This is a genomic window from Pseudomonas sp. PDM13 (assembly GCF_025685765.1).
GTDB classification, from domain to species: Bacteria; Pseudomonadota; Gammaproteobacteria; order Pseudomonadales; family Pseudomonadaceae; genus Metapseudomonas; species Metapseudomonas solani.
In genome coordinates, this window is record NZ_JAOTQU010000008.1 from 130,411 (window position 1) to 153,696 (window position 23,286).

A 23,286-nucleotide genomic window follows, 5' to 3' on the forward strand; every position below is an offset into this window, starting at 1 on the left:
GGGCTGAGGTACGAAGCCCAACGCAGCGGAGCCCACATCCATCACGTTGGGCCTCGCTGCGCTCGGCGCCAACCTACGGCGCTTACCCCTTCCAGATATAGATGGGCGCGTCGCCGCCCATCTCCAGCTGCACCTGCTCGCTGTGGCGCAGCCGCACCAGCAGGCGCTTGCCGGCAGCGGCGCCACCGGCCAGGGCTTCCAGCTCCACCAGCAGGCGCGGCCCCTCGATGCGCCCGGCGCCCTGCAACAGGCCCAGCGCAGCATCCCACAGGGCATCGTTGCGCTTCGGCGCGGCAGGCGTGGCCACAGGGGCAGGAGCCGACGGCGCCTCGACGCTGACCTGCAATTGCCCGCCCAGGCGCTGCCAGTCCTCCTCGTCCATCTCCACAGTCAGGTCGACCGGCCAATCGCCGATCCGTCCACGAATTCGCAGCATGTCCAGTTCCCCGGGTTTGAATCGGGCAATGCTCCCACGCCCCTCCACGAGGCGCCAAGCAGCACTGGCATGGCCAACGCAAAGTTGTTATAACGTAACACCTCATTTCAGCCCCACCCCGGAGTGCCCCATGCGCCGCCTGCTGCTCGCCCTGCCCTTCGCCCTGCTGCCCCTGGCCGCCGCCCAGGCCCATGACCACGAACACGAGGAACACGGCAGCCTCGGCGCCCACGAACACGGCGTGGCGCGGATGAACGTCGCCTTGGACGGCAACAGCCTGGAGCTGGAGCTGGAAAGCCCTGCCATGAACCTGGTGGGCTTCGAACACGCCGCCAACAGCGACGCCGACAAGGCCAAGGTCGCCGCCGCCCGCGCCCAGCTGGAAAAGCCCCTGGACCTGTTCGCCATCCCCCTGGTCGCCACCTGCAAGGTCGCTGGCCAGGAGCTGGAAAGCCCGCTGTTCGGCAACGCGCCGGAACACGAGCATGAACACGAAGACGCCGACCATGATGAAGCGGAAGGCCACGAGCACCACCACGAGCACAGCGAGATCCACGCCCACTACCAGCTGGAATGCGCCAAGCCCGAGAATCTCAAGACCCTGGACCTCAAGGAGCTGTTCGAGCGCTTCCCTGCCACCCAGAAAATTCAGGTACAACTGATCGGCCCGCAGGGCCAGCAAGGCGCCGAGCTGACCCCTGCCAACCCTTCCCTGAGCTTCTGAACCCGATGAACCGGCCGGGGCAACCCGGTCGGCACCCCATGAGCCAGACACTGATCGAAATCACCGACCTGGGCTTCGCCTGGCCGGGCCACGCCGAATTGCTCGACATCCCCGCCTTCGCCCTGCAAAGCGGGGAGACCCTCTTCCTCAAAGGCCCCAGCGGCAGCGGCAAGACCACCCTGCTGGGCCTGCTCGGCGGCGTGCAGACGCCCGGCCGTGGCAGCGTCAACCTGCTGGGCCGCGACCTGGGCAAGATGGCCTCCGGCGCCCGCGACCGCTTCCGCGTCGACCACACCGGCTACATCTTCCAGCAGTTCAACCTGCTGCCCTTCCTGTCCGTGCGCGAGAACGTCGAGCTGCCCTGCCACTTCTCGCGCCTGCGGGCCCAGCGCGCCCAGCAGCGCCACGGCAGCGTGGCCCAGGCCGCCGCCACCCTGCTCGGCCACCTGGGCCTGGCCGCCAGCCTGCTGGAACGCCGCGCCGATGCCCTGTCCATCGGCCAGCAGCAGCGCGTCGCCGCCGCCCGCGCATTGATCGGCCAGCCGGAACTGGTGATCGCCGACGAACCCACCTCGGCCCTGGATGCCGACGCCCGGGAAAGCTTCCTCCAGCTGCTCTTCGGCGAATGCCGCGAGGCCGGGGCCAGCCTGCTGTTCGTCAGCCACGACCAGAGCCTGGCACCGCTCTTCGATCGCAGCCTGTCGCTGCTGGAACTGAACCGCGCCGCGCGCCCGCAGGAGGCCTGAGATGTATCTGTTCCGCCTGGCCCTGGCGAGCCTCGCCAACCGCCGCTTCACCGCCCTGCTCACGGTCTTCGCCATCGCCCTTTCCGTCTGCCTGCTGCTGGCGGTCGAGCGGGTGCGCACCGAAGCCCGCGCCAGCTTCGCCAGCACCATCAGCGGCACCGACCTGATCGTCGGCGCCCGCTCCGGTTCGGTGAACCTGCTGCTGTATTCGGTGTTCCGCATCGGCAACGCCACCAACAACATCCGCTGGGACAGCTTCGAAACCCTCGCCAACAACCCCAAGGTGAAATGGGCCATCCCCATCTCCCTGGGTGACTCCCACAAGGGCTACCGAGTGATGGGCACCAGCGAGGCCTATTTCGAGCACTACCGCTACGGCCGCGCCCAGCCGCTGAAGCTGGCCGAAGGCAAACCCTTCGCCGACATGTTCGACGTGGTGCTCGGCGCAGAAGTGGCCGAGGCACTGAAATACAAGCTGGGCGACAAGGTGGTGCTGTCCCACGGCGTCGCCACCGTCAGCCTGGTGCAACACGACGACAAGCCCTTTACCGTGGTCGGCGTCCTCGAGCGCACCGGCACGCCGGTGGACCGCACCCTGCACATCTCCCTGGCGGGAATGGAGGCGCTCCACGTCGACTGGCAGAACGGCGTGCCCGCGCGCGGTGCCGGCAAGGTCAGCGCCGAGCAGGCCCGCGCCCTGGACCTGCAACCCAAGGCCATCACCGCCTTCCTGCTCGGCCTCAACAGCAAGATCGCCACCTTCGCCGTGCAACGGGAGATCAACGAATTCCGTGGCGAGCCGCTGCTGGCGATCCTCCCCGGCGTCGCCCTGCAGGAACTCTGGAGCCTGATGGGCACGGCCGAGAAGGCACTCTTCGTGGTCTCGCTGTTCGTGGTGCTCACCGGGCTGATCGGCATGCTCACCGCCATCCTCACCAGCCTCAACGAGCGCCGCCGCGAGATGGCCATCCTGCGTTCGGTGGGCGCGCGGCCCTGGCATATCGCCAGCCTGCTGGTGCTGGAAGCCTTCGCCCTGGCCCTGGCCGGTGCGGTGCTCGGCCTGGTGCTGCTGTACCTCGGCATCGCCCTCGCCCAGGGCTACGTGCAGGCCAACTACGGCCTCTACCTGCCGCTGGCATTGCCGAGCCGCTATGAGTGGACGCTGCTGGGCGGTATCCTGGCCGCCGCCCTGCTGATGGGCGCCGTGCCGGCTTGGCGCGCCTATCGGCAATCCCTGGCCGACGGCCTGTCCATTCGCCTGTGAGCCCATGATGAAACGCGCCCTGCTGGCCCTTCCGGCCCTGATCCTGCTGACCGCCACCGGCCTCTGGGCCGGTGAGGTCCGCGAACTGACCTGGTCCGAGCTGATCCCCGCCGACGCTCCGCCGCCACCGCCCCCCGCGCCCATCCACGACCTCTCGCAACTGGCCGATTCCCTGGCCGCCGAGGCGGGCCCGGCCGCCATGCAGCAGTCGCCGGCCGCTCCGGTGGTGCCGACGCTGGATGGCGTGGAAGTGAAGCTGCCGGGCTATATCGTGCCGCTGGACGTGACCGAAGAAGGCCGCGTGACCGACTTCCTGCTGGTCCCCTACTTCGGTGCCTGCATCCATGTGCCGCCACCGCCGTCGAACCAGATCGTCCACGTCACCAGCGAGCTCGGCGTGCTGATGGACGCGCTCTACCAGCCGTTCTGGATCGAAGGGCCGTTGCAGGTGAAGTCCAGCACCAGCGAACTGGCCGAGGCCGGCTACCAGATGGAAGCCAGCAAGATCTACCCGTACGAGATCCCCGAGAGCTGATAAGCAAGCCTGCTAACGAACTCACCACGGCATTGAGCTAGATCAAGGTGCCGTGGTTCGTGCTCCCCGAAACTGAGCCCAGCCAACACAAGCTCATGACCTCGGAGCCAATAAATGAAAACGCCGTTCCTAGCCGCCTCCCTTCTCGCCCTCGCTGTGGCCGCCCCTCTGGCCCAGGCTCACCAGGCGGGTGACATCCTCGTTCGTGCCGGTGCCATCACCGTCAACCCGAAAGCCGACAGCTCCAGCGTCAAGGTAGACCGCGGCCCCCTGGCCGGCGCCGACCTGGGCGGCAAGGCGACCATGGACAGCGACACCCAGCTGGGCCTGAACTTCGCCTACATGCTGACCGACCACTTCGGTCTGGAACTGCTGGCTGCCACCCCCTTCGAGCACGAAGTGAAGCTCAAGGGCACCGCCCTCGACGCCGCCAACGGCAGCCTGGGTTCGCTGAAGCACCTGCCGCCGACCCTGAGCGTCGTGTACTACCCGCTGGAATCCCAGTCGGCCTTCCAGCCCTACGTGGGCGCCGGCATCAACTACACCTGGATCTATGACGAGCACGTGGGCAGCGGCGCAACCGCAGCCGGCTTCGACAACTTCCGCGTGAAGAACTCCTGGGGCCTGGCCTGGCAGGTCGGCGCCGACTACATGCTGACCGACAGCATCATGGTCAACGCCCAGGTGCGCTACATCGACATCGACACCCGCGCCTACGTCGACAACACCGCCCTGGGCGTACGCGCCAAGGTGGACGTGGATGTCGACCCGTGGGTCTACATGGTCGGCCTGGGCTACAAGTTCTAAGCCCGACCGCAATGAACAAAGGCGCCTTCGGGCGCCTTTTTCGTTGGTGTCGCAGCTCGCTGAAGCGGAATGAAAAAAGGCGCCTCGCGGGCGCCTTTTCCATTCGGCTCAGCGGCCCAGCAAGTGGGCCAGGCCGACCGCCAGGGGCGTTGGCTCGGGGAAGGCGAAGCGCTCCAGCAGGCGGCCGTTGTTCGCCAGGGAATGGCGGATATCGCCGGAGCGCGCTTCGGCGTAGCTGATGGCCGGCAGTTCGCCCACCACACTGCCGATGGCGGCGAGCAGGTCCTTGAGGCTGGTGGAGCGCTGCAGGCCGACGTTCACCGGGCCGGCTTCGACGCTGGGGTTTTCCAGGGCCTGCACCAGCACCTGCACCAGGTCGCCGACATAGACGAAGTCACGGGTCTGCTCGCCGTCACCGAAGAGGGTGATCGGCGTGCCGGCCAGGGCGCGCTCGGTGAAGATGCTGATCACCCCGGAATAGGGTGAGGACGGGTCCTGGCGCGGGCCGAAGATGTTGAAGAAGCGGAACACCGCCGGCTCCAGGCCGTGCTGGCGACGGTAGAAATCCAGGTATTGCTCGCTGGCCAGCTTGTCCACCGCGTAGGGGGTCAGCGGCGCGGTGGGGGTGTTTTCGTCGATGGCCTGGCCTTCGCCGTTCTGGCCGTAGACCGAGGCGCTGGAGGCGAACACCACGCGCTTCACGCCGTGCTCGCGCATGGCTTCGCACACGTTGAGGGTGCCGATGAAGTTGGCCTGGTGGGTGGCCACCGGGTCGTCCACCGAAGCCGGCACCGATGCCACCGCGGCCAGGTGCGCCACCGCCTTGCAGCCGGCCATGGCACGGCTTACCAGCGCAGCGTCGGCGACGTTGCCTTCGATGAGTTCGACGCGGGAATCGTGCAACGGCAGGTTGTCGCGCTTGCCGGTGGACAGGTCGTCGAGGATGCGCACGGAATGCCCGCGCGCCAGCAGCGCGTCCACCAGGTTGGAGCCGATGAAGCCGGCGCCGCCGGTAACGAGGATGGGGGAATCAGCCATGGCGGTAGTAACGATCCAGGAGAGCGGGCAACGCCGCGCGCCAGGCGCGGGGCTTGATGCCGAATGTATGGAGGATTTTCTTGCAGGCCAGCACCGCATGCTGCGGTTCGTCCGCCGCATCGGGACGGGCGGCGTGGGCCTGGGGGGTGATTTCCTGCACCTTCAGCGTGTGCAGGTTGCGGGCTTCGGCCAGCACCGCCTGGCCAAGCGCCAGGGTGGTGGTCGCCTCGTGGCCACCATAGTGGTAGGTGCCCCAGAGCGGCGCCGCGCAGTCCAGCTGCTTGAGCACCGCGAGCATCACTCGCGCGGCATCGTCCACCGGCGTGGGGTTGCCACGGCGGTCGTCGGCCAGCATCAGCTCGTCGTCCCGCTCGGCACGGGCGAGGAAGCGCCCGAGGATGCCTTCGTTGCTGTCATCCAGCAGCCAGCCGAAACGCAGCAGCACGTGCTTGGGGCACACCGCGCGCACGCTCTGCTCGATGCGCCACAGGGACTGCCCGCGCAGGCTGAGGGGGATGGTCTCGTCCTTCTCGTTGTAGGCGGTGGCCCGGGCGCCGTCGAAGACGCGGTAGCTGGAAGGCTGCAGCAGGACGATGCCGTGGTGCTGGCAGAGCTCGGCCAGGCGTTCCACCGCGCGTTCCTGCGCGGCGAAGCGGCCCGCGCTGGCCTCTTCGGCCTGGAACCAGTCGAAGTAGTAGGCGAGGTTGATCACCGCATCGGGGCGGGTGTCGTCGAGCAGCTGGGTCAGGCTGGCGGCATCCCAGCCCTGTTCGGGCGGGCGCGGGGCGAGGAACCCTACATCATCCTCGGCCCCCAGGCGGATAAGCGCCTGGCCAAGGGCATTGCCACCGCCCAGGAGCATCAAGCGCATACGCATAGACAGAAGGTCGCTTAAAGCCAGTGGGTGTTAACGATCAGCCGTCGTCCCGCGATAGCGCCCTCCCTGTGACCAGGAGGATCGCCGTGACGGGGACATCGGGCACGCAAGCCAGCGGCCGTTTCCGACCGGGAAAGACGCATTCTGCTTATTTCCCGGCGCTGCGTCACTAGTGGCGCGCCATGCGGCACGCCACTTCAGCCCTGCGGTGGCTCCGTCGGGCGGTAGAGGTGGGCGTGATCGGGGTGGTAGAGCGAGGAATCGGTGAAACCTTCGGCAGCCAGCACCCGGCCCACGAGGATCAGCGCGGTGCGGCGGAAATCCTTCTGCGCCACCCGTGCCTCGATGTCTGCCAGGGTGCCGGTCACCCAGTCCTGGTCGGGCCAGCTGGCGCGGTGTACCACGGCCACGGGGCAATCGGCGCCGTAGTGCGGCAGCAGTTCTTCGACGATGCGCGGCAGGTGGCTGACGCCCAGGTGGATGGCCAGGGTCGCGCGGTGCTGCGCCAGCTCCGCCAGGGATTCGCCCTCGGGCATACGCGTGCGGGTGGCGAAGCGGGTGAGGATCAGCGTCTGGGAAATATCCGGCAGGGTCAGCTCGGTGCCGAGCAACGCGGCGCAGGCGGCGGTGGCGGTGACGCCGGGCACCACCTCATAGGGAATGCCCAGCGCGCGCAGGTGGCGGATCTGCTCGCCGATGGCGCCATACAGCGACGGGTCGCCGGAATGCACCCGGGCCACGTCCTGGCCACGCCCGTGGGCCTCGGCCAGCAGGGCGACTATCGCCTCCAGGTGCAGCTCGGCGGTGTTCACCACCCGCTCGGCGCTATGCCCGTCCAGCACCGCTTCCGGCACCAGGGAACCGGCGTAGAGGATCACCGGGCAACTGCGGATCAACCGCTGGCCCTTGACCGTGATGAGCTCCGGATCGCCGGGACCGGCGCCGATGAAATAGATCGTCATGGGTTATCCACATCCTCAAGGGTGCAGGCCAGCGCGCAGGTGGCGTTGGCACTGCGGCGTTTCTCCACCAGCAACCGCGCCGGGCGGCCGGCCAGGGCCTCGGCCTGTACCAGCGCGGCGGCTTCGGCGATGCCGGGGCTGCCGGTTTCCCGCAGGGCGATGGCCGACAGGCCGGACAAGCACCCCTCGCAAGCCGCCAGCTGCGCCGCCGGCAACAGCGCCAGGGGCAAGCGAAGGGTCAGCGCCAGCGCCTGCAACCCCGGCTCATCGGCCTTGCTGTCGACACTGGCCAGGGCACTGAGATCGCCTAGTGCAAGTCCCTGCTCGGCCAGGGCTGCGTCGAGCAGCGCGCGCAACTCCTGCTCCGAGCAGCCGCGCCGGCAACCGAGGCCAGCCACCAGGGTCATCGCCCGGGCTCACAAAACAAAACCCCGCGAAGGGCTGGGCCCTGCGCGGGGTCGATCAGCGCTGAAGCCCGGCTCACGCCAGGTCTTGGCTCGCGGAGCGTTGGTACAGCCAGGCAGCGGCCCAACCCAGGGCGCCCCAGAACAGCGCGTTGGTCACCAGCGAGGCGGCGATGAACTCGTGCTCCAGCGCTTCCGGCGCCAGGCTCGCATGCACTTCAGGCTGCGGTGCGCCGACCACATGGGGGATCACCAGCAGCGCCAGGCCGACGATGCGCAGGACCCAGTTGCGGCCGAAGGCGATCAGCGCCAGGCCAGCGGCGGTGGAGGCGGCGGTGCCGATCCACCAGACCTGGCGCTGGGCCAGATCAGCGGCTGCGGTACCCGGCAGCTCCGGCGGCAGGCCGAGGGACGGTGCCAGGGCGAAGGTGGCGAAACCGGCCAGGCCCCAGAGCAGGCCCTGCCAGGCGCGGGTCGGGCCACGCAGGCTGAACAGCGCGGCCAGCAGCAGGGCGAAGCCGACCGCCACTACCAGGTTGGCGCCACCGGTGGACAGGGTGCGCTGCCAGCCGTCTTCCGGCGCCCAGGCCTCGGCATCGTGTTCATGGGCGGGCGCGCCGGCGGCGTGCTCGTGGGCGTGCTCGGTCTGCTCGGCCGGTGCCGAGTTCTCGAAGGTTTCCGCATGGAGAATCAGCGGGGTGACCCAGAAGCTTTGCAGCAGGGTCAGCACGATGGCGGCGAAGAGGCCGGCGAACCCGGCGGTCTGGGCGATGCGCTTGATCACGATTGCGCCCTCAGTGGCAGGGGAAGGCGGAGCTGTGACGGGTATCGTGGGCAGCGTTGTGCACCGCCTCGATGTGCGAGAAGCCGGCGAAGTACACCAGCGACAGGCCCAGGAGGCTGGCACCGATGGCGATGGCCAGGCGTTTGGACAGGGGGACGGCGGCGGCCGAATGGCTCAGTGTGCTGCTGGACATGGTGCTTCCTCTGCGATGCGGGTGAGTCGGCAAGAGGAACGCGTGCGAAGAAAGCGGCCGCGCGGGGACCGCATTTCCGGCGTGCGCCCGCCCACCGCGGGTTGCCAAAAAAGTGATCAGGCCGGTCTCCGGGCTTGCGACGCCAGCCATGGCTGGTCGGGTTTGCCTTCCCATGTCCGCTGGACACAGTGGCCTACAGATCCCTACGTGCGCTTACCGTTGCGGGGGCAGCGTCGGACTCGCCCTGGGGCACACCGACTTCCCGTTTCACCTCGCGCGCGACGGCGCGAGACACCTGGAAAAACCGCACAAGAACATCACGAGTCCGACCGGCCGTCAACCGCCGCGATTGACCGCCGCCCCCGCCCTGCGTAGCCTTCGGCCCTTCGAGGTTCTGCGGCCGTGCGCCGCGGCTAAGAGGGAACACGGCCAAGCCGTGGCTGCCCCCGCAACTGTGAACAGCTGAGGTCCTATCCACAGCCACTGCCCACCGGGCGGGAAGGCGGAGGGGCGGCGCATCTCGCCAGGCTGTGAGCCAGGAGACCTGCCTCGGCGAATTTCCATACAACCGGGCGGGGTGATCCGGTGGCGAATCGGGCCCCGATTGCCCTCGTCCCGCGCGCCCGCCGATCCGATCGACTCCCAGCGAAGGGCTGCCGCGCATGAAAACCCTGGCCAAACTCCCCGTCACCATCGTCACCGGCTTCCTCGGTGCCGGTAAGACCACCCTGCTCCGCCACATGCTGGACAACGCCGAGGGCCGCCGCATCGCGGTGATCGTCAACGAGTTCGGCGAGCTGGGCATCGATGGTGAAATCCTCAAGCAATGCTCCATCGGCTGCACCGAGGAAGAAGCCGTGGGCCGCGTCTTCGAGCTGGCCAACGGCTGCCTGTGCTGCACCGTGCAGGAGGAGTTCTTCCCGGTGATGCGCGAGCTGGTGGCGCGCCGTGGCGACCTCGACCAGATCCTTATCGAAACCAGCGGCCTGGCCCTGCCCAAGCCCCTGGTGCAGGCCTTCCAGTGGCCGGAGATCCGCAGCGCCTGCACCGTGGACGCGGTGATCACCGTGGTCGACAGCCCCGCCGTCGCCGCCGGCACCTTCGCTGCCCATCCCGAGCAGGTGGACGAACAACGCAAGCAGGACCCGAACCTCGACCACGAGTCGCCCCTGCACGAACTCTTCGAAGACCAGTTGGCCAGCGCCGACCTGGTGATCCTCAACAAGGCCGACCTGCTCGACGCCGATGCCCTGGCCGCCGTGCGCGCCGAGGTGGCCAAGGAGCTGCCGCCGGCGGTGAAGATCGTCGAAGCCAGCGCCGGCAAGGTGCCGCTCTCCGTGCTGCTGGGCCTGAACGCCGAGGCCGAGGCGCACATCGACAGCCGCGCCACCCACCACGACCATGAAGGGCACGAGGACCACGACCACGACGAGTTCGACTCCTTCCACGTCGACCTGCCGGAAGTGGAGGAAGCCGCCCTGCTGGCCGCCCTCGGCCAACTGGTGGAGCGCCACGACGTGCTGCGCATCAAGGGCTTCGCCGCCATCCCCGGCAAGCCCATGCGCCTGCTGGTACAGGGCGTCGGCAAGCGCTTCGACAAGCACTTCGACCGCAAGTGGCTGGCCGACGAAACCCGCGCCACCCGCCTGGTGGTGATCGGCCAGGAGCTGGAGCAGGCCACCATCGCCAACGAACTGCGCACCGCCCTGGCGTAACCGCCGAACCGGTTCCTCTCCCCCGGGAGAGGGCCGCTCCACCGAGCCAAGGCCCGAGCCATGCACCTGCTGCGCACCCAACCTGGCGGCTTCGTCCCCGACGACGGCATCGCCCACCTGGCCCAGACGCCCGCCGAGCTGGTGATCCTCTGCAGCGGTGATTCGCACCTGGCGCTGCTGGCCGAGGCCGCCCGCGAGCTGCCGGCGGACTACCCCAGCCTGCGCCTGGCCAACCCCATGCAGCTGCAGAACCACGCCTCGGTGGACCTTTACGTCGACGAGGTGCTGCAGCACGCCAAGGTCATCCTTATCTCCGTGCATGGCGGCGTCGGCTACTGGCGCTACGGCATCGAGCAACTGGTGGCCCTGGCCGAGCGCGGCACGCAGCTGATCCTGGTGCCCGGCGACGACCGCCCCGACCCGGAGCTGGCCCGCCTGTGCAGCGTCCCGGAAGAAGACGCCGAGCGCTGCTGGCAGTACCTGCGCCAGGGCGGCCTGGACAACGCCCGCCAGCTGTTCGCCAGCCTCGCTACCCGCTGCCTGGGCCGCGACTACCCCTGGCAGGCGCCCAGCGCCCTGCCCCGCGTCGCCGTGCATCACCCGCACCAGCGCCCCGCTCATCTCGACCACTGGCGCGCCGACTGGCGGGAGGGCCAGCCGGTGGCGGCCCTGCTGTTCTATCGCACCCACCTGCAGGCGGCGAACACCGCCTTCATCGACGCCTTCTGCGAGCGCCTCGCCGCCGTCGGCATCAACCCGCTGCCCATCGCCGTCGCCAGCCTCAAGGAGGCCGAGTGCCTGGCCGTGGTCGAGGACTGGCTGGACGCCGCCGACGCCGAGCTGATCATCAACACCACCGGCTTCGCCCAATCCAACCCCGACTCACCCGGCCAACGCCCGTTCCGCCGCGACGTGCCGGTGCTGCAGGCCATCTGCTCGCTGGACAACCAGCCGCTCTGGGAAGAGAACCCGCAAGGCCTCGGCCCGCGCGACCTGGCCATGCACATCGCCCTGCCGGAGCTGGACGGGCGCATCATCACCCGCCCCATCAGCTTCAAGGGACTGGCCTGGCGCAGCGAGCGCAGCCAGAGCGACGTGGTGTGCTACCTGCCCCACCTCGAACGCATGGATTTCGTCGCCGAACTGGCGCGCCACTGGCTGCTACTGGGGCGCAAGGCCAACGCCGACAAGCGCGTAGCACTGATCCTCGCCAACTACCCCACCCGCGACGGCCGCATCGGCAACGGCGTGGGCCTGGACACCCCGGCCGCCGCGCTGAACATCCTCCGCGCCCTGGAGGCCGAGGGTTACCCCCTGGCCGGCCTGCCGGAGAACGGCACGGCACTTATCCACAGCCTGCTGGGCGGCGTCAGCAACGACCTCGAAAGCCTCGACGCACGCCCCTGCGCCCAGAGCCTGGCGCTGGACGCCTACCTCGCCTGCTTCGCCCGCCTGCCCGAGGCCAACCAGCGGGCGGTGACGGAGCGCTGGGGCGAACCGCAGCAGGACCCGATGTTCCGCGCCGGGCGCATGATGGTCGCCGGCCTGCGCTTCGGCCTGGCCTTCGTCGGCATCCAGCCGGCGCGCGGCTACCAGCTGGACCCGGCGGCCATCTACCACGATGCCGCGCTGGTGCCGCCCCACGGCTACCTGGCCTTCTACTTCTGGCTGCGCGAGGTGTTCGGCGCCGACGCGCTGGTCCACGTCGGCAAGCACGGCAACCTGGAATGGCTGCCGGGCAAGGGCGTCGGCCTCTCCGCCGAGTGCTGGCCGGACGCGGTGATGGGCCCGCTGCCGAACATCTACCCCTTCATCGTCAACGACCCCGGCGAAGGCGCCCAGGCCAAGCGCCGCGCCCAGGCGGTGATCATCGACCACCTGATGCCGCCGCTGACCCGCGCCGAGAACTACGGCCCGCTGCGCGACCTCGAACGCCTGGCCGACGAGTACTACGACGCCTCGCTGCTGGACCCGCGCCGCGCCGTGCAACTGCGCGGCGAGATCCTCGAACTGGTGAAGGCCACCGCGCTGGACCGCGAGCTGGAGCTGAGCATCAGCGACGACCCGGAAAGCTGGCTGCCGCAGCTGGATGCCTACCTCTGCGACCTCAAGGAGTCGCAGATCCGCGACGGCCTCCATGTGTTCGGCGAATCCCCCGTCGGCGGCCTGCGCGACGACACCCTGCTGTCCCTGGTGCGCATCCCCCGGGGCGACGGCAAGGGCGCCAACGCCAGCCTGCTGCGTGCGCTCGCCACCGACCTGCAACTGGGCCGCGACCCACTGGACTGCAACTGGGCCGAAGCCTGGGAAGGCCCGCGCCCGGCGCTGCTGGAGCAGGTCAGCGTCGAACCCTGGCGCAGCAACGGCGACACCCGCGAGCGCCTGGAGCTGCTGGCCCTGGAGATGATCCGGGCGACTGATCATCCGTCCGTGGGCCCCGCCAGCGACCTGGTTATCCACAGCCTGCGCCAGGTCGTCGCCCCGACCCTGGACGCCTGCGGCCCCGCCGAGATCGGCGGCGTGCTGGCCGCCCTGGAAGGCCGCTTCGTGCTGCCCGGCCCCAGCGGCGCCCCCAGCCGCGGGCGCCTCGATACCCTGCCCACCGGGCGCAACTTCTTCACCCTGGACGTGCGCAACCTGCCCACGCCCACCGCCTGGCGCCTGGGCTTCCAGTCCGCCAGCCTGCTGCTGGAACGCCACCTGCAGGACGAGGGCGACCACCTGCGCCAGCTCGGCCTTTCCGTGTGGGGCACCGCCACCATGCGCACCGGCGGCGACGACATCGCCCAGGCCCTGGCGCTGATGGGCGTGCGCCCGGTGTGGCAGGCCGGCAGCCAGCGCGTGGAAGACTTCGAGATTCTGCCGCTGTCACTGCTCGATCGCCCCCGGGTGGATGTGACGCTGCGGGTGTCGGGCTTCTTCCGCGATGCCTTCGCCAACCTCATCCGCCTGTTCGACGCCGCCGTACAGGCCGTCGCCGAACTGGACGAACCCGAGGACATGAACCCCCTGGCCGCGCGGGTGAAACTGGAAAGCGCCCGCCTCGCCGCCGAGGGGCTGGCCGTGGACGATGCGCGGTTGCAGGCCGGCTGGCGCATCTTCGGCGCCCAGCCCGGGGCCTATGGCGCCGGCGTGCAGGGCGCCATCGAGGAGCGCCAATGGCAGGACCGAGCCGAACTGGCCGAGGTGTATTTGAACTGGGGCGGCTACGCCTACGGCGCCCAGGATGCCGGCACGCCCGCGCGGGCGCGCTTCGCCCAACGCCTGGAGCGGCTGCAGGCAGTGCTGCAGAACCAGGACAACCGCGAGCACGACATCCTCGACTCCAACGACTACTACCAGTTCCAGGGCGGCATGCTCGCCGCCGCCGAGACCCTGCGCGGCGAGAAAGTGGCCAGCTACCACGGTGACCACAGCCAGCCGGACCTGCCACGCATCCGCTCGCTGAAGGAAGAACTCGGCCGCGTGGTGCGCTCGCGCGCCGCCAACCCCAAGTGGATCGCCGGCATGAAGCGCCACGGCTACAAGGGCGCCTTCGAACTGGCCGCGACCGTGGACTACCTGTTCGCCTTCGACGCCACCAGCGAACTGATCGACGACCACCAGTACCAGCTGCTGGCCGACGCCTACCTGCTGGACGCCGACACCCGCGACTTCATCCAGCAGCACAACCCCGACGCCCTGCGCGATATCGCCGAGCGCCTGGTGGAAGCCCAGCAACGCGGCCTCTGGGAACACCCCGGCGACTACCGCGAGGCCATCGAGAACCTGCTGCTGGATATCGAGGAGCAGTAGCTTCGACGTTCCGCCGCACCGCCTTCGCGGATAAATCCGGCGCCCTTGTAGGAGCGAGCTCTGCTCGCGAACACCCCCGGCACGAAGCCCCATCGGCACACGCGGGTTTCACCCGCCCTACGCTCGAACCGGCGGGGCAACGCCCCGCCCACCGATGATCACCCGCGCAACCGCGCCGCCGCCTCCCGCAGGATGCGCTCGGTGCCGTCCCAGCCCAGGCAGCCATCGGTGATGGACACGCCGTAGCGCAGGCCGCAGGACAGCGACTGCGCGCCGTCGAACAGGTGGCTCTCGATCATCACCCCGCGCAGGGCGTCCTGGCCGGCCAGGCGCTGGTCGATCACGTCCGCCAGCACCGCCGGCTGACGCAGCGGGTCCTTGCCGCTGTTGGCATGGCTGCAGTCGACCATGATGCGCGGCGCGATGCCGAGCTTCTCCAGCCCCGCCCGTGCTGCCGCGACGCTGGCTGCGTCATGGTTCGGGCCCTGGTGGCCGCCGCGCAGCACCAGGTGCGTATCGGCGTTGCCGGCGGTCTGCACCAGCGCCGGGTGGCCCTGGTCGTCGATGCCGAAGTGCTGGTGTGCATGGGCCGCCGAGCGCATGGCGTCGGTGGCGATGCCGAGGCTGCCGTCGGTACCGTTCTTGAAGCCCACCGGCAGGTCGAGGCCACTGACCATCTCGCGATGCACCTGGGATTCGCTGGTGCGCGCACCGATGGCGGCCCAGCCCAGCAGGTCATCGAAGTAGCCCGCGGCCAGGGGTTGCAGCAATTCCGTGGCCACCGGCAGCCCCAGTTCGATCATCTGCAGCATCAGCCGGCGGCTGAGGGCCAGGCCGGCCGCCATATCGCCACTGCCATCCAGGTGCGGGTCGTACACCAGCCCCTTCCAGCCCACCGTGGTGCGCGGCTTCTCGACGTAGGCGCGCATCACCAGCAGCAACTGGTCGCTCACCTCCGGCGCCAGCGCGGCAAGGCGGCGGGCGTAGTCGAGGGCGGATTCGGGATCGTGGATGGAACAGGGGCCGACCACCACCAGCAGGCGCGGGTCGTCGCCATCCAGCACCGCGCGCACGGCATCGCGCTGGGCACGGACCTGGCGGGCCAGGGCATCGTGCAGCGGCAGGCGCTGGCGCAATTCGGCGGGGGTGGGCAGCGGTTGGGTGCTGCGCGAGGGGGAAGCCAGGCTTTCCAGCGGCAGGGCGTGGAGGGGCTGGGCGGCGATGGGCGATACGGAAACGGAATTCATGACGGGCATCCTCGGCCGGCGCGGTTCGGTCCGCGCGCGGCGCTCTAACTGGGTGTTCGATTCAGGGGTGTGAGTGCGGCGGCGAAGCGGCTAAATCGCCAGTCGGAGTTGCGGTAATAGGTGGCGTAGGTGCGGTAGCTGATCATGGTGCGATCCTCGGATTACGTGCGTTTGGCCTTGTGGGCCCTGGAAAAACAAAAACCCCCGGGCGGGTTGCCGACCGGGGGTTTTGTGGAGCTTTGGTTGGCGACCCTGCTGGAGTGGGCCGCCTGATCAGGTATCAGGCCAGCCCGTGGCTAAACCAATACCCATAGAAATAGCTGGCCGCAGCAGCCACGCGCGCACATGCCGGGCGTTGGGCCTGGCAAGCGGTGAGCGGAGTGGAAGCGAGGTGCGGCATGACGATCTCCAAAGCGAATGCTGGCCAAATTACTGCATCGCCGGCCGCCGTTCAATCACTGATTTCTATCAGCGCGTTCGGCCTTTCGCTACCATGCCGCGATGCGTTTTCAGGAACCCGTCATGTCCGAGCTCCCCCACTTCCCCTTGAGCGCCGTGGTCGCCGCCGACGAGCTGAAGCTCGCGCTGTACCTGGCGGCCATCGACCCGGCCATCGGCGGTGTGCTGATCGAAGGCCCGCGCGGCATGGCCAAGTCCACCCTGGCCCGGGGCATCGCCGACCTGCTGCCACAAGGCATCTTCGTCACCCTGCCCCTGGGCGCCAGCGAGGAACGCATCGTCGGCACCCTTGACCTCGACGCGGCCCTGGGCGAAGGCCGTGCGCAGTTCTCCCCCGGCGTGCTGGCCAAGGCCCACGGTGGCGTGCTCTATGTCGACGAGGTGAACCTGCTGCCCGACCATCTGGTGGACCTGCTGCTGGACGTCGCCGCCAGCGGGGTCAACCTGGTGGAGCGCGACGGCCTGTCCCACCGCCACGCCGCGCGCTTCGTGCTGATCGGCACCATGAACCCCGAGGAAGGCGAGCTGCGCCCGCAACTGCTGGACCGCTTCGGCCTCAAGGTCACCCTCGATGGCCAGCCGCAACCGGCCGAGCGCGCCGAGATCGTGCGCCGCCGCCTGGCCTTCGACGCCGACCCGCAGGGTTTCATCGCCCAGTGGGACGCCCCGCAGCAGGCGCTCGCGCGCCGTTGCCAGGACGCCCGCGAACGCCTCGCCGCCATCCCCCTGGATGACAGCGCCCTGGACCGGATCGCCCAGCGCTGCTTCGCCGCTGGCGTCGACGGCCTGCGCGCCGACCTGGTGTGGCTGCGCGCCGCCCGTGCCCATGCCGCCTGGCGTAGCGCCCCACGCATCGAGGCGGTGGATATCGACGCCGTCGAGCACTTCGCCCTGGCCCATCGCCGCCGCCATGCAGCGCCGCCCTCGGCCCCGCCGGCACAGCCGCCCGCCTCCGCGCCGGCGCCAAGCGATACCGCCGACGCCGAAGGCCAGTGGGGCGAGCTGCCCGCGCAACCCGTGCCCACCGACACCCGACGCGAGCTGCCGGGCTGGCCAAAAAAGCCCTGAGCATCCGCCCGCGCCGGGTCATGGGCGCGGATGCCAGACCAGGCCCCGGGACACTCGCCAACGGCCGCAGCGGCCCGGCCCGTGGCGGGCGCGACGGTGCCATCCAATGGCTGCCGACCCTGCTGCGCGGCCGCCCGCGCAAGGCCGACGACCTGGTCCGCCACCCCCGGGGCCAACGCCCCGATGCGCTCTGGCTGGTGCTGGTGGACGCCTCCGCCTCCACCCGCCGCCACGGCGCCCTGTCCCGCGCCAAAGGCCTGCTGGCCGGGCTGTTCGAATCCGCCTACCGCCAGCGCGCCCGCCTCGCCGTGCTCCACGCCACCGGCCGCGAACCGCGCTGGCTGTGGCAGGGCAGCAAGGCTTCGACTTCCCTGCACCAGTGGCTCGACGGCCTCGGCGCCGGCGGCGGCACCCCGCTGATCGAGGCCCTGCACCTGGCCCGTGACTGGTTGCAGCGCCGCCAACGACAAAAGCCCGCGGAGCACCAGCGCGTGCTCATCCTCACCGATGGCCGCCTCAAGGACTGGTCCGCCCTGGAGCCGCTGGGCTGCGACACGCTGCTGGTGGACATCGAGGGCGGCCCCATCCGCCTCGGCCGCGCCCGCCAATTGGCAGAGGAACTGGGTGCGGACTACCGGGCGCTGTCGGACTGAGCCGGGCGCGTTCGGAATCGGCCCCGCTTGGTGGACATAAAGAGCGATGTCCACCCTACGAGGTGCGTGCCACTCGCGGGTTTCCCGCCGCGGGTGGACCACGCTTCACCGGTCCACCGGGCGGAGCTGAAGGTGTACCCAAATGCGAGCCGCCCTCGCGGATGCCTGGTGAACGAAGTTGCACATGCCGACCTCGCAACGTTGGGCCTCGCTGCGCTCGGCGCCAACCTACGCCTGCGTCGGAGCTGAACCACCCGCGCCCTGGATCGTCCATCAACCAGATGGTCGAACGTCGCCCGCCCCGGGCACGTGTTAAGGTCCGCCCCTTTTCTTTGCGGAATGTCCGATGAACCAAGCCGTGCCCTGCGCCGACAGCTCAGCCACCCGCCTCGCCACGCGCCTGGCGTTCTTCGTCTCCGGCTTCGGCATGGCCTGCTGGGCGCCGCTGGTGCCTTACGCCAAGGCGCGCCTGGGTATCGAGGAGGCGGTGCTGGGGCTGTTGCTGCTGTGCCTGGGGGCCGGCTCGATGCTGTCCATGCCGGTGGCCGGCGTGCTGGCAGGACGGATCGGTGCCCGCCCGGTGATCCTGGTGGGCGGGGTGGGCCTGTGCTGCGCCATGCCGCTGCTGGCCGGTGCCGACTCCAGCCTGGTGCTGGCCCTGGCCCTGGCCTTGTTCGGCGCCTCCCTGGGGGCCATGGACGTGGCGATGAACATCCACGCCGTGGAGGTGGCGAACGACGCACCGGTTCCCTTGATGTCGGGCTTCCACGGCATGTTCAGCCTCGGCGGTTTCGTCGGTTCCCTCGGCATGACCGGGCTGCTGGCCGCCGGGCTGGCACCGCTGCCGGCGATTCTCGTCGCCCTGCTGGTGGTCATCCTCGGGCTCGCCCTCGCGGCACCGCGCCTGTTGCGCACCCGCTCGGGCAGCGAAGGGCCGCTGTTCGTGCTGCCGCGCGGGATCGTTCTGCTGCTGGGAGCGCTGACCTTCGCCATGTTCCTGGCCGAGGGCGCGCTGCTGGATTGGGGCGCCATCCTGCTGGTGGAAACCCGCCAGTTCGACCCGGCCAAGGCCGGGGTCGGCTATGCGCTGTTCTCCCTGGCGATGCTCAGCGGCCGGCTGACGGGCGACCGGGTGATCGCCCGCCTGGGGGAGCTCCGCGTGCTGGTGGGCGGCGGCCTGCTGGCCACGGCCGGCTTCGCGCTGATGCTGCTGGCCCCGCACACCGCTCTGGCGCTGGCGGGCTTCCTGCTGGTCGGGCTGGGCGCGGCCAATATCGTGCCGGTGCTGTTCACCGCTGCCGGCCGCCAGAGCGCCATGCCGCCCAACCTCGCGGTGGCCGCGGTGACCACCGTCGGCTACGCCGGCGTACTCGCCGGGCCTGCGCTGGTGGGCTTCGTCGCCCAGGGCCTGGGCCTGGTCACGGCCTTCATGATCCTCGGCGCGCTGATGCTCTCGGCACCGCTGACGGCGGGGCGCTTCGCGCGGTGAAAAGCCAGAAAAACTGAAACCAGATCAACCGCCCGCGTGGGTCAGCATCTCCGGCACCGCCCGTTCTTCGACTATTCGTTCCTGCACCCAGCGCAGCACCTCCGCCTCATCGCGGATGCGGTACCACTCGCCTTCCGGGTAGAGGCTGGCGGTGGGGCCGAGGTCGCAGGGGAACTGGCATTGGGTGCGGGTGATGTGCACGCCGCCTTCGCATTCCAGCTTGCCGGCGGCCTTGAGGGTTTCCCGCAGTTTCTTCCACAGCGGCAGCGCACCACGGCGGGTGCAGCGCGGGCCGTTGCACAGCAGCAGTCGGCGAGCGTGGGGCGGGATGCAGGACCAGGCGTGGCTGCTTGGAAGCTCCGGCACGCCAACGCAGGCCAGGTGCAGCTCGTGGCGTTCGACCAGGGCAACGGCGGCGCCGGCCGGGTCGCTGTCGTACTGGCCCAGCAGGCTGGCGACGAAGAGTTGCTCGGGGGCGTCGAGGCGACCCAGCTCGCTGCGCAACCAGTCGAGGTGCTGGGCGCTGGACTGCGGGTCGAGGTCGATTACCAGCAGCGGGCGCGGGCTGGCCTGCACGGCATGCAGCAGTGCATCGAGGCCGGCGCCGGTGTCGACGATGTCGGCGAGTGCCGCCTCACCGCGCAGGGTGCTCAGTTGGCGGCGGAACAGCTCGGCGAAGGAGCCGGTGTCGAGGTCGGGCCCGGCGAACAGCACGCGGGCGTAGGGAGTGGCGGTCATGGTGTTTCCAGGTAGGGGACGAGGGCCTGCCAGAGGCCGTCGAGCGAGTCGAATTCACGGGTGACGGGAGGCAGCTCGGGGCGCTTGAGGATCAGCACCGGCAGGCCACGCTCGCGGGCCACCTGCAGCTTGGGTTCGGTGGACTGGCTGCCGCTGTTCTTGCTGACCAGCACGTCGCTGCGCAGCCGCTCGAACAACGCTCGCTCCTCGTCCAGAACGAACGGGCCACGGGCGCCTATCACCTCGAAGCGTTCACCGGGCGCCTGGCTTTGCAGGCAGCGCACCGTCCAGTGCTGGTGGACGGGGATTTCCCCCAGGTGCTCCAGGGGCTCGCGGCCAAGGGTGAAGAAGGGACGCTGGAAGGTGGCCAGGGCGTCGATCAACTCGGCCCAATCGACAACCTCGCGCCAATCGTCACCCTCGCCGGCGCGCCAGCCGGGGCGACGCAATGCCCAGCAGGGCACGCCAGCAAGCTCGGCAGCGCGGGCGGCGTTGTGGCTGATCTGTGCGGCATAAGGGTGGGTGGCGTCGAGCAGCAGGCCGATGCCATTGTCCTCGATGTAGCGCGCCAGCCCTTCGGCACCGCCGTAGCCGCCGACGCGCACCTGGCAGCTCAGGTCGGCCGGCACCTTGCCAAGGCCGGCGAGGCTGTAGGTGTGTTCAGGGCCGAGGCGCCGGGCCAGGGCCAGGGCCTCGGTGACGCCACCCAGCAGCAGGATGCGTTTCATGGATGCTCCAGGGCCTGGCCCACCAGGTTGCCCTGGCGGTCGATGGCGAAGACTTCCAGGCTGACGCCGGCCGGTACGGTGCGGCGGGCAAAGGCCAGGGCGTGGGCGCAGACCGCATCGCCCAGGGGCACCCCGGCGGCGTGGGCCAGCGCCAGCGCCTGCTGGCTGGTGTTGGCCCCGCGCATGGCGTCCTGCAGCTCGGCATCGGCGCCCAGGCCGGCGGCCCATTCGGCGAGCAGCGGCAGGTCGATGCTGGAGTGGCGGCTGTGCAGGTCCATGTGGCCGGCGGCGAGCTTGCTGATCTTGCCGAAGCCACCGCACAGGCTGAGCTTTTCCACCGGTGCCTTGCGCAGGTGCTTGAGCACGGCGCCGGCGAAGTCGCCCATCTCGATCAGCGCGGTATCGTCGAAACCATAGCGGTGACGCATGGCGTCCTCGCTGGCGTTGCCGGTGCAGGCGGCCAGGTGGGTGAAGCCGTTGGCGCGGGCGACGTCGATGCCCTGGTGGATGGAGGCGATGTAGGCCGAGCAGGAGAAGGGCCGGACGATGCCGGTGGTGCCGAGGATCGATAGGCCACCGAGGATGCCCAGGCGCGGGTTCATGGTTTTCAGCGCCAGCTCGGCGCCGCCCTGCACGCAGACGGTGACCTCGAAGCCGCCGGCGTGACCGCGCTCCTGGGCCAGGCGCGTGAGGTGCTCGGTCATCATCCGCCGTGGCACCGGGTTGATCGCCGGCTCACCCACCGCCTGGGTCAGGCCCGGCTTGGTGACGGTGCCGACGCCGGGCCCGGCGTGGAAGCGCACCCCCGGTTCGGCGGCCAGGCGCACTTGGGCATAGATCAGCGCGCCGTGGGTCACGTCCGGATCGTCGCCGGCATCCTTCAGGGTGCCCGCCTCGGCGCCGCCCTCGATCAGGCGGCAGAACTCCAGGCGCATGAGCACCTGCTGGCCCTTGGGCAGGACGATCTCCACCGCGTCGCTCGACGCACCGCCCAGCAACAGGCGCGCCGCCGCCAGGCTGGTGGCGGTGGCACAACTGCCGGTGGTGTAGCCGCTGCGCAGGGGAGCCGGCTGTTCGGGGGTTTCATCACGCATGGCGGGGTCGTGCAGGGCAGGACTCGGCGGCGCTCGGCGCCAACCTAGGCATCCTTGAGCACCTCGAGCAGGGTGATGGGCAGTGCCGAGCGCCAGGTGTCGAAGCCGCCCAGGGGCTGGGCCTGGGCAATGGCGATGCGGGTCAGCTCGCCGCCATGGGCTTCGCGGAAGGCCACCAGCACCGCCTCGCTCTGCAGGGTCACGGCATTGGCCACCAGACGGCCGCCGGGCTTGAGCTGGCTCCAGCACCGCTCCAGCACGCCGGGTTCGGTGACGCCGCCACCGATGAATACGGCATCGGGCACGGGCAGGCCGTCCAGCGCGGTGGGGGCCTGGCCGGCCACCAGTTGCAGGCCGGGCACGCCGAGGGCGTCGCGGTTGTGGCGGATGTGTGCCTGGCGGCCCTCGTCGGCTTCGACGGCGAGGACGCGGCAGGTGGGATGGGCGCGCATCCATTCGATGCCGATGGAGCCGCTGCCGGCACCCACGTCCCAGAGCAGTTGCCCGGGTTGCGGCGCCAGGCGCGCGAGGGTGATGGCGCGAACGTCGCGCTTGGTCAGTTGGCCGTCGTGGCGATAGGCGTCGTCGGGCAGGCCGCAGGTGAGCGGCAGGCGCTGGGCCTGTTCGCCGGCGCGGCAGTCGATGGCCACCAGGTTGAGGGCGGCGACCTCCATGGCCGGCCACTCGCTGGCAATGCCGTCGATGCGCCGCTCGGCCGGGCCGCCCAGGTGCTCCAGCACGGTCATGGCGCTGGGGCCGAAGCCGCGTTCGTTCAGCAGGCCAGCGATGGCAGCGGGGCTTGCACCGTCGGTGCTCAGCACCAGCAGGCGGGCACCGTCATGCAGGTGCAGGTTGAGTGCAGCGAGGGGCCGCGCCACCAGGGAGACCAGGGTGGTGTCCTGCAACGGCCAGCCCAGGCGCGCGGCAGCCAGGGAGGTGGACGACGGCGCGGGTAGCACACGCAGTTCGTCGGCGGGCAGCTGCCGCGCCAAGCTGGCGCCGACGCCGAACAGCATCGGGTCACCGCTGGCCAGCACGCAGACCGGCGCGCCACGGCGTTGCAGCAGCGGCTCCAGGGAGAAGGGGCTGGGCCAGGCACTGCGCCGGGCGCGGATGCAATGGGGCAGCAGTTCCAGCTGGCGCGGGGCGCCCACCACCTCCTCGGCGGCCAGCAGCGCGTGGCGCGCGGCCTTGCCCAGGCCGGCGTAGCCGTCCTCGCCTATCCCCACCAGCGTCAGCCAGGGCTGCATGCGTTTTTCCTCGTATCCGACCGTGCCGCATCCGTTGGGCATCCGACAACCAGCCGCATCCCACGGCCGTGCAAAGCGGGCATAATAGCGCCCTTCACCGGTTGCCGGAGCGCCCACTGCGCCCGGCCTAAGAGGGAACACGGTCCAAGCCGTGGCTGCCCCCGCAACTGTATGCAGCGAGTTCTCGCGATCCGTGCCACTGGGAAACCGGGAAGGCCGCGACGGACACCGACCTGCCAGCCAGGAGACCTGCCGGTGACACCAGTCGCGTGTGCACGCA

The 23,286-nt window shown here is 69.9% G+C and carries 22 protein-coding genes and 3 riboswitches; of the genes, 10 read left to right on the plus strand and 12 right to left on the minus strand.

Annotation, left to right across the window (positions count from 1 at the left end; all coding sequences use genetic code 11):
• Nucleotides 1–82: 82 nt before the first annotated feature.
• Nucleotides 83–436, minus strand: a complete 354-nt coding sequence (locus tag OEJ36_RS11070) for a hypothetical protein (protein WP_263401564.1) — start codon at nucleotides 434–436, stop codon at nucleotides 83–85.
• A 130-nt stretch (nucleotides 437–566) separates the two neighbouring features.
• Between OEJ36_RS11070 and OEJ36_RS11075 the strand changes: the two genes are divergently transcribed.
• From OEJ36_RS11075 to OEJ36_RS11095, 5 genes are all read left to right on the plus strand, one after another.
• Nucleotides 567–1,160, plus strand: coding sequence for a DUF2796 domain-containing protein (locus tag OEJ36_RS11075; RefSeq protein ID WP_263401565.1), 594 nt, complete (start codon nucleotides 567–569; stop codon nucleotides 1,158–1,160).
• 38 nt (nucleotides 1,161–1,198) lie between these two features.
• The gene (locus OEJ36_RS11080) at nucleotides 1,199–1,906 is read left to right on the plus strand and encodes an ABC transporter ATP-binding protein (protein ID WP_263401566.1); all 708 of its coding nucleotides are present in this window, start codon (nucleotides 1,199–1,201) and stop codon (nucleotides 1,904–1,906) included.
• Between the two features lies 1 nt (nucleotide 1,907).
• Nucleotides 1,908–3,170, plus strand: a complete 1,263-nt coding sequence (locus tag OEJ36_RS11085; RefSeq protein WP_263401567.1) for an ABC transporter permease — start codon at nucleotides 1,908–1,910, stop codon at nucleotides 3,168–3,170.
• Nucleotides 3,171–3,177: 7 nt separating this feature from the next.
• The gene (locus tag OEJ36_RS11090; RefSeq protein ID WP_263401568.1) at nucleotides 3,178–3,705 is read left to right on the plus strand and encodes a DUF3299 domain-containing protein; all 528 of its coding nucleotides are present in this window, start codon (nucleotides 3,178–3,180) and stop codon (nucleotides 3,703–3,705) included.
• 114 nt (nucleotides 3,706–3,819) lie between these two features.
• Nucleotides 3,820–4,512 carry an OmpW/AlkL family protein gene (locus tag OEJ36_RS11095; protein ID WP_263401569.1) on the plus strand — a complete coding sequence of 231 codons (693 nt, stop codon included), beginning with the start codon at nucleotides 3,820–3,822 and terminating at the stop codon, nucleotides 4,510–4,512.
• 108 nt (nucleotides 4,513–4,620) lie between these two features.
• Here OEJ36_RS11095 and OEJ36_RS11100 read toward each other — a convergent pair whose 3' ends face one another.
• From OEJ36_RS11100 to OEJ36_RS11125, 6 genes are all read right to left on the minus strand, one after another.
• Nucleotides 4,621–5,550 carry an NAD-dependent epimerase/dehydratase family protein gene (locus OEJ36_RS11100; protein WP_263401570.1) on the minus strand — a complete coding sequence of 310 codons (930 nt, stop codon included), beginning with the start codon at nucleotides 5,548–5,550 and terminating at the stop codon, nucleotides 4,621–4,623.
• Nucleotides 5,543–6,427 (minus strand): sugar nucleotide-binding protein, encoded by an 885-nt coding sequence (locus OEJ36_RS11105; RefSeq protein ID WP_021219640.1) that lies wholly within the window; start codon nucleotides 6,425–6,427, stop codon nucleotides 5,543–5,545. The genes OEJ36_RS11100 and OEJ36_RS11105 overlap by 8 nt, the downstream gene beginning before the upstream one ends.
• A 197-nt stretch (nucleotides 6,428–6,624) precedes the next feature.
• On the minus strand, nucleotides 6,625–7,389 hold the full coding sequence (gene cobM / locus OEJ36_RS11110) for a precorrin-4 C(11)-methyltransferase (RefSeq protein ID WP_263401571.1): 765 nt from the start codon (nucleotides 7,387–7,389) through the stop codon (nucleotides 6,625–6,627).
• Nucleotides 7,386–7,796: a cobalamin biosynthesis protein gene (locus tag OEJ36_RS11115; RefSeq protein WP_263401572.1), complete on the minus strand. Its 411-nt coding sequence runs from the start codon at nucleotides 7,794–7,796 to the stop codon at nucleotides 7,386–7,388. Before OEJ36_RS11115 ends, cobM begins: the two co-directional genes overlap by 4 nt.
• A 73-nt stretch (nucleotides 7,797–7,869) precedes the next feature.
• Nucleotides 7,870–8,577, minus strand: coding sequence for a CbtA family protein (locus OEJ36_RS11120; protein WP_263401573.1), 708 nt, complete (start codon nucleotides 8,575–8,577; stop codon nucleotides 7,870–7,872).
• 10 nt (nucleotides 8,578–8,587) lie between these two features.
• Nucleotides 8,588–8,770, minus strand: coding sequence for a CbtB domain-containing protein (locus OEJ36_RS11125; protein ID WP_021219636.1), 183 nt, complete (start codon nucleotides 8,768–8,770; stop codon nucleotides 8,588–8,590).
• 101 nt (nucleotides 8,771–8,871) lie between these two features.
• Nucleotides 8,872–9,084: riboswitch (cobalamin riboswitch) on the minus strand.
• A gap of 58 nt (nucleotides 9,085–9,142) precedes the next feature.
• A riboswitch (cobalamin riboswitch) is annotated at nucleotides 9,143–9,337 on the plus strand.
• A 95-nt stretch (nucleotides 9,338–9,432) separates the two neighbouring features.
• On the opposite strand from OEJ36_RS11125, the gene cobW reads away from it, so the two are divergent.
• Nucleotides 9,433–10,485 carry a cobalamin biosynthesis protein CobW gene (cobW, locus tag OEJ36_RS11130; RefSeq protein WP_317891576.1) on the plus strand — a complete coding sequence of 351 codons (1,053 nt, stop codon included), beginning with the start codon at nucleotides 9,433–9,435 and terminating at the stop codon, nucleotides 10,483–10,485.
• A 60-nt stretch (nucleotides 10,486–10,545) separates the two neighbouring features.
• On the plus strand, nucleotides 10,546–14,280 hold the full coding sequence (gene cobN, locus OEJ36_RS11135) for a cobaltochelatase subunit CobN (protein WP_263401574.1): 3,735 nt from the start codon (nucleotides 10,546–10,548) through the stop codon (nucleotides 14,278–14,280).
• 158 nt (nucleotides 14,281–14,438) lie between these two features.
• Here the strand turns inward: cobN and OEJ36_RS11140 are convergent, their stop codons facing one another.
• Nucleotides 14,439–15,527, minus strand: coding sequence for a 3-deoxy-7-phosphoheptulonate synthase (locus OEJ36_RS11140; protein WP_263401575.1), 1,089 nt, complete (start codon nucleotides 15,525–15,527; stop codon nucleotides 14,439–14,441).
• 522 nt (nucleotides 15,528–16,049) lie between these two features.
• Between OEJ36_RS11140 and OEJ36_RS11145 the strand changes: the two genes are divergently transcribed.
• From OEJ36_RS11145 to OEJ36_RS11155, 3 genes are all read left to right on the plus strand, one after another.
• Complete coding sequence (locus OEJ36_RS11145; protein ID WP_263401576.1) at nucleotides 16,050–17,054, plus strand: ATP-binding protein; 1,005 nt, start codon at nucleotides 16,050–16,052, stop codon at nucleotides 17,052–17,054.
• 20 nt (nucleotides 17,055–17,074) lie between these two features.
• The gene (locus OEJ36_RS11150) at nucleotides 17,075–17,707 is read left to right on the plus strand and encodes a vWA domain-containing protein (RefSeq protein WP_263401577.1); all 633 of its coding nucleotides are present in this window, start codon (nucleotides 17,075–17,077) and stop codon (nucleotides 17,705–17,707) included.
• Nucleotides 17,708–18,053: 346 nt separating this feature from the next.
• Complete coding sequence (locus tag OEJ36_RS11155) at nucleotides 18,054–19,196, plus strand: MFS transporter (RefSeq protein ID WP_263401578.1); 1,143 nt, start codon at nucleotides 18,054–18,056, stop codon at nucleotides 19,194–19,196.
• Nucleotides 19,197–19,220: 24 nt separating this feature from the next.
• On the opposite strand, the gene OEJ36_RS11160 is transcribed toward OEJ36_RS11155, so the two are convergent.
• From OEJ36_RS11160 to cbiE, 4 genes are read right to left on the minus strand one after another with little or no spacing between them, the layout of a single operon-like run.
• On the minus strand, nucleotides 19,221–19,934 hold the full coding sequence (locus OEJ36_RS11160) for a (2Fe-2S) ferredoxin domain-containing protein (RefSeq protein WP_263401579.1): 714 nt from the start codon (nucleotides 19,932–19,934) through the stop codon (nucleotides 19,221–19,223).
• Nucleotides 19,931–20,662, minus strand: coding sequence for a cobalt-precorrin-6A reductase (locus OEJ36_RS11165; protein ID WP_263401580.1), 732 nt, complete (start codon nucleotides 20,660–20,662; stop codon nucleotides 19,931–19,933). The genes OEJ36_RS11160 and OEJ36_RS11165 overlap by 4 nt, the downstream gene beginning before the upstream one ends.
• Nucleotides 20,659–21,756: a cobalt-precorrin-5B (C(1))-methyltransferase gene (locus OEJ36_RS11170; RefSeq protein WP_263401581.1), complete on the minus strand. Its 1,098-nt coding sequence runs from the start codon at nucleotides 21,754–21,756 to the stop codon at nucleotides 20,659–20,661. Before OEJ36_RS11170 ends, OEJ36_RS11165 begins: the two co-directional genes overlap by 4 nt.
• A gap of 44 nt (nucleotides 21,757–21,800) precedes the next feature.
• Nucleotides 21,801–23,006 carry a precorrin-6y C5,15-methyltransferase (decarboxylating) subunit CbiE gene (gene cbiE, locus OEJ36_RS11175; RefSeq protein WP_263401582.1) on the minus strand — a complete coding sequence of 402 codons (1,206 nt, stop codon included), beginning with the start codon at nucleotides 23,004–23,006 and terminating at the stop codon, nucleotides 21,801–21,803.
• An 81-nt stretch (nucleotides 23,007–23,087) separates the two neighbouring features.
• Nucleotides 23,088–23,278: riboswitch (cobalamin riboswitch) on the plus strand.
• Nucleotides 23,279–23,286 lie beyond the last annotated feature (8 nt).

Excerpts from the sequence above, each read along its gene's own strand:
- OEJ36_RS11080 (WP_263401566.1), top strand. The coding sequence starts at position 1,199 with ATGAGCCAGACACTGATCGAAATCACCGACCTGGGCTTCGCCTGGCCG.
- OEJ36_RS11155 (WP_263401578.1), top strand. The coding sequence starts at position 18,054 with ATGAACCAAGCCGTGCCCTGCGCCGACAGCTCAGCCACCCGCCTCGCC.
- OEJ36_RS11165 (WP_263401580.1), bottom strand. The coding sequence starts at position 20,662 with ATGAAACGCATCCTGCTGCTGGGTGGCGTCACCGAGGCCCTGGCCCTG.
- cbiE (WP_263401582.1), bottom strand. The coding sequence starts at position 23,006 with ATGCAGCCCTGGCTGACGCTGGTGGGGATAGGCGAGGACGGCTACGCC.
- OEJ36_RS11125 (WP_021219636.1), bottom strand. The coding sequence starts at position 8,770 with ATGTCCAGCAGCACACTGAGCCATTCGGCCGCCGCCGTCCCCCTGTCC.
- OEJ36_RS11105 (WP_021219640.1), bottom strand. The coding sequence starts at position 6,427 with ATGCGTATGCGCTTGATGCTCCTGGGCGGTGGCAATGCCCTTGGCCAG.
- OEJ36_RS11145 (WP_263401576.1), top strand. The coding sequence starts at position 16,050 with ATGTCCGAGCTCCCCCACTTCCCCTTGAGCGCCGTGGTCGCCGCCGAC.
- OEJ36_RS11140 (WP_263401575.1), bottom strand. The coding sequence starts at position 15,527 with ATGAATTCCGTTTCCGTATCGCCCATCGCCGCCCAGCCCCTCCACGCC.
- OEJ36_RS11100 (WP_263401570.1), bottom strand. The coding sequence starts at position 5,550 with ATGGCTGATTCCCCCATCCTCGTTACCGGCGGCGCCGGCTTCATCGGC.
- OEJ36_RS11115 (WP_263401572.1), bottom strand. The coding sequence starts at position 7,796 with ATGACCCTGGTGGCTGGCCTCGGTTGCCGGCGCGGCTGCTCGGAGCAG.
- OEJ36_RS11170 (WP_263401581.1), bottom strand. The coding sequence starts at position 21,756 with ATGCGTGATGAAACCCCCGAACAGCCGGCTCCCCTGCGCAGCGGCTAC.
- OEJ36_RS11070 (WP_263401564.1), bottom strand. The coding sequence starts at position 436 with ATGCTGCGAATTCGTGGACGGATCGGCGATTGGCCGGTCGACCTGACT.
- cobN (WP_263401574.1), top strand. The coding sequence starts at position 10,546 with ATGCACCTGCTGCGCACCCAACCTGGCGGCTTCGTCCCCGACGACGGC.
- OEJ36_RS11095 (WP_263401569.1), top strand. The coding sequence starts at position 3,820 with ATGAAAACGCCGTTCCTAGCCGCCTCCCTTCTCGCCCTCGCTGTGGCC.
- OEJ36_RS11090 (WP_263401568.1), top strand. The coding sequence starts at position 3,178 with ATGAAACGCGCCCTGCTGGCCCTTCCGGCCCTGATCCTGCTGACCGCC.
- cobM (WP_263401571.1), bottom strand. The coding sequence starts at position 7,389 with ATGACGATCTATTTCATCGGCGCCGGTCCCGGCGATCCGGAGCTCATC.
- OEJ36_RS11085 (WP_263401567.1), top strand. The coding sequence starts at position 1,908 with ATGTATCTGTTCCGCCTGGCCCTGGCGAGCCTCGCCAACCGCCGCTTC.
- cobW (WP_317891576.1), top strand. The coding sequence starts at position 9,433 with ATGAAAACCCTGGCCAAACTCCCCGTCACCATCGTCACCGGCTTCCTC.
- OEJ36_RS11160 (WP_263401579.1), bottom strand. The coding sequence starts at position 19,934 with ATGACCGCCACTCCCTACGCCCGCGTGCTGTTCGCCGGGCCCGACCTC.
- OEJ36_RS11075 (WP_263401565.1), top strand. The coding sequence starts at position 567 with ATGCGCCGCCTGCTGCTCGCCCTGCCCTTCGCCCTGCTGCCCCTGGCC.
- OEJ36_RS11150 (WP_263401577.1), top strand. The coding sequence starts at position 17,075 with ATGGGCGCGGATGCCAGACCAGGCCCCGGGACACTCGCCAACGGCCGC.